Source organism: Methyloglobulus morosus KoM1, assembly GCF_000496735.2.
GTDB classification, from domain to species: Bacteria; Pseudomonadota; Gammaproteobacteria; order Methylococcales; family Methylomonadaceae; genus Methyloglobulus; species Methyloglobulus morosus.
Genome location: NZ_AYLO01000147.1, coordinates 1 through 3,971, shown reverse-complemented (window position 1 = coordinate 3,971; position 3,971 = coordinate 1). Strand labels below are relative to the sequence as shown.

The 3,971-nt window shown below is 47.9% G+C and carries 3 protein-coding genes; all 3 read right to left on the bottom strand.

Annotated elements, in window-relative coordinates; all coding sequences use genetic code 11:
* Nucleotides 1-480 (bottom strand): hypothetical protein (locus MGMO_RS17175; RefSeq protein ID WP_036308601.1); only part of this gene is annotated, 480 nt, incomplete at its 3' end.
* A gap of 127 nt (nucleotides 481-607) precedes the next feature.
* A complete protein-coding gene (gene pntB / locus MGMO_RS17170; RefSeq protein ID WP_023496344.1) occupies nucleotides 608-1,999 on the bottom strand; it encodes a Re/Si-specific NAD(P)(+) transhydrogenase subunit beta in 1,392 nt (463 codons plus the stop codon).
* Nucleotides 2,000-2,011: 12 nt separating this feature from the next.
* Nucleotides 2,012-3,565 carry a Re/Si-specific NAD(P)(+) transhydrogenase subunit alpha gene (locus MGMO_RS17165; RefSeq protein WP_023496343.1) on the bottom strand — a complete coding sequence of 518 codons (1,554 nt, stop codon included), beginning with the start codon at nucleotides 3,563-3,565 and terminating at the stop codon, nucleotides 2,012-2,014.
* Nucleotides 3,566-3,971: the final 406 nt, after the last annotated feature.

Genomic DNA, 3,971 nt, shown 5'->3' with positions numbered 1-3,971 from the left:
TTTGTATGTCGTCTCTTTTGGAGCAAAGAAAAATATCTCATTTTTGTCTACATAGACACTGTTGCCAAAGTACCAAAGATGCTCTTGGAAATTGATTCCCGTATTGTCAATCCAACTTGATCCCAATATGAGGTCATGATGGTATTCAATTTTCAGAAAATGCTTATATCCATCATCAGAAAGTTGCCAAGGATAGTTTTTCCAATATACAAACCGAATTCCTATATCTTTTTTACCATTTTTATTTTTTTCAAGAACGTAATTTTGTAGCTCTGATTCGATGCGATCTCGAAATCGAAGATTCGTTTCAATTTTCTCTGTCTTACTAATTAATGTTCTATCTTTTAAGTATTTGTAAGACTTATACAACAGCAGTGGAACGCCGAATATGAAGATTATGTCCTTGATAAGATCTATCCAATCTTTGTTGTTTTTATAAAAAGACAACACAGAGCAGGCGGTAAGGTAAAAGGGATTCATGGTACGGTGTCGATTTAGGTTTTATCGGTGTAGTTTTGTAGGTCAGCGCGTTGGGGTGAGTGTGCGAGCCCCAACATACTGGGATTCGATTGTGTTGGGGTTCGTTCCTCACCGCCAACCTACAATATTAAACTTTTAACGCCTTCAACACCTCTTGCAACATCTTATTGGCATCACCGAACAACATGCGGGTGTTGTCTTTGACAAACAACGGGTTGCCGACACCGGCATAACCCGATGCCATACTGCGCTTCATGACGATGGTGGTGTCGCCTTTCCAGCATTCCAGCACCGGCATTCCGGCGATGGGGCTGTTGGGGTCGTCCAGTGCGGAGGGGTTTACGATGTCGTTGGCACCGATGACGATGCTGACATCCACCTTATCCCAGTCTTCGTTGATTTCGTCCATCTCATACACGATGTCGTAAGGGACTTTGGCTTCCGCCAGCAACACGTTCATGTGTCCGGGCATACGGCCCGCGACGGGGTGGATGCCGAAACCGACTTTTTTGCCTTTATCCCGCAGGAATTTGGTGATTTCATTCACCGTGTGCTGGGCTTGCGCGACGGCCATTCCGTACCCTGGGATAATCATGATATTCTTTGATGACAACAGCAATTGCGCGGTTTCTTCGGCATCTATCGGATGGACTTCGCCTTCGACGACTGCCGCTTCGCCMCCGGAAGCCGTACCGAAACCGCCCGCAATAACGCTAAGGAAATGACGGTTCATAGCGCGGCACATGATGTAACTCAAGATGGCACCGCTACTGCCGACGAGTGCGCCCGTCACAATCAACAAGTCATTGTTCAGCATAAAACCAGTCGCCGCCGCTGCCCAGCCGGAATAGCTGTTAAGCATGGAAACGACCACAGGCATATCCGCGCCGCCGATTGCCATCACCATGTGGATGCCGAACAACAGGGCGACGACGGTCATAATCGCCAAAGGATAAAGCCCACCACCGCTTTCGGTTTGGTGTGAGAACATGAAGGCTAACACTATTGCACCAATCAACAAACCCAGATTGAGCCAGTGACGTGCAGGAAGCAACATAGGCTTGCCGCTGATTTTTTCGCTAAGTTTACAAAAAGCAATAACGGAACCGGAGAAAGTGACGGCACCGATCAGGATACCTAAGTAAATTTCGACTTCATGAATGGTTTTTTCCACGCCTGTCAGGGTGGACGAGGTATCCATGAAATTGGCATAACCGACCAACACAGCCGCCATACCCACCAAGCTGTGCATGATGGCGACCAACTCGGGCATTTGCGTCATCTCAACTTTTTTTGCGGCAAACAAACCGATAGTGCCGCCTATTACCAGGGCTGCAATTAAGATCGCGTAAGAATTCACGGCACCACTGAGTACGGTCGCGAGAATAGCAATTGCCATCCCTAACATGCCGTAGTAATTACCCCGACGGGCTGTTTCCTGATTGCTTAATCCACTTAAGCTGAGAATGAACAGAATGGTGGCGACGATGTAGGACATCGTGACTAAACTTTGAGACATTGTTATTTCCCCTTATTTTCTGAACATTTCTAACATGCGACGGGTAACCAGAAAGCCACCGGCGATGTTGATTGAAGCGATTAAGATAGCCAAGCCAGCGAGGCCGCCGATGAGTGAATCCGGTGTCGATATTTGCACCAACGCGCCGATGACGATAATGCCGGAAATGGCATTGGTGACGCTCATCAATGGCGTGTGCAAAGACGGCGATACATTCCAGATCACCTGATAGCCGACAAAACAGGCTAATACGAAGACGGTGAAATGTGACATGAAAGCAGTTGGCGCTACTGCGCCTAGGCCGAACAAGACCGCGCCGCCTAACAGCAAAGGCAGGGTTTGACCCAGCAAGGACTTTTCTTTTTTGACTTCTTCCTGTTTGATGCCGGGTGCTTCCGTTAGAGGCTTAGGTGCTACCGAGATCGTTGGCGGCGGTGGCGGCCAGGTGATTTTGCCCTCTTTAATGACCGTTGTGCCACGAATCACTTCATCGTCCATATTGACGTTGATAACACCATTTTTTTCTGGGGTCAGGTCAGTCAATAAATGCCGAAGATTAGTTGCGTAAAGCTGGCTGGACTGGTTGGCTAAACGGCTCGGCAGGTTGGTATAGCCGATAATGGTGACATCGTGCTTTACAACCACTTTATCTTTTTCGGTTAGTTCGCAGTTGCCGCCTTGTTCTGCCGCTAAATCGACGATCACACTGCCCGACTTCATGGAGATGACCATGGCTTCTGTGATTAATTTTGGTGCCGGTTTACCGGGGATCAATGCCGTGGTAACAATAATATCGACTTCCATCGCTTGCTTGGCAAACAAAGCCATTTCCGCTTCGATGAATTCCTTGGACATGGTTTTGGCATAACCACCCGTACCGGAGCCTTCTTCCTTGAAATCCAGCATCAGGAATTCGGCATCCATACTTTCGATTTGCTCCTTAACTTCAGGGCGGGTATCGAAAGAGCGGACGATAGCGCCCATGCTTTTTGCGGCACCGATGGCAGCTAAACCGGCGACACCTGCTCCTATGACCAAGACTTTGGCGGGCGGTATCTTTCCGGCGGCGGTTATCTGGCCCGTGAAAAAGCGGCCAAAATGTTGCGCCGCTTCGACGATGGCGCGGTATCCGGCGATATTCGCCATTGAGCTTAACGCATCGAGCTTTTGCGCCCGGGAAATACGGGGCACACTGTCCATCGCCAATACGGTCGCGCCTTTGGCGGCCAGTTGTTGCATCAATGCTTCATTTTGTGCCGGCCAAATGAAACTGATTAAACGTCCCCCCTGGGGCAATAAGTCAATTTCATTGACATTCAGTTCTGGGTGTTGCTCGGGAGCACGCACTTTCATGACGATGTCTGCCGTTTCCCAAAGGGTCTTGGCATCTTTAACTATCTCGACACCGGCTTCTTTGTAAACGTCATCGTTTATGTTTGCCCTCTCGCCGGCACCGCTTTCGATACAGACGGTAAAACCCAGCTTGATAAGTTGTTCTGCGGCCTCCGGGGTTGTGGCTACGCGCTTTTCGCCGGGGTGAATTTCTTTGGGTACACCAATCTTCATAGGATTTTCCTGTTAATTATTATAAGGTACGATGGGTGGCGGTATTTTATCGGTCAAAACGCCGTGAGCATAGAAAATTAAATGCGGTTTTTCAATAGACATGCAACAAGTTGTTTAACGATTATTATGATTGAAAAAACCAGGATTACCTAGGTTATTCAAGCTTCGCGACATAGAAGTGGCTCGCTAAGCTCACGAGGGCCGTGTCGAAGGGAATCTTTAAGATCGCTTTTTCCTTCAACCAAATGTTGGGTTAATTTTATTGGGATAATGATTGCTTAAGCAGTAATCACATACTATATATGGCATAGCAGCTACATTTTGGGATGAGATAATACGGGCCAATCTGTAACATGCGAATACCCTTGTTTATCCGCACGCTATGTTGCGGTACGATTTCTTCAGT

What these genes read in the sequence shown, in the direction of transcription:
- MGMO_RS17165 (WP_023496343.1), bottom strand. Translation starts at nt 3,565, where the DNA reads ATGAAGATTGGTGTACCCAAAGAAATTCACCCCGGCGAAAAGCGCGTA.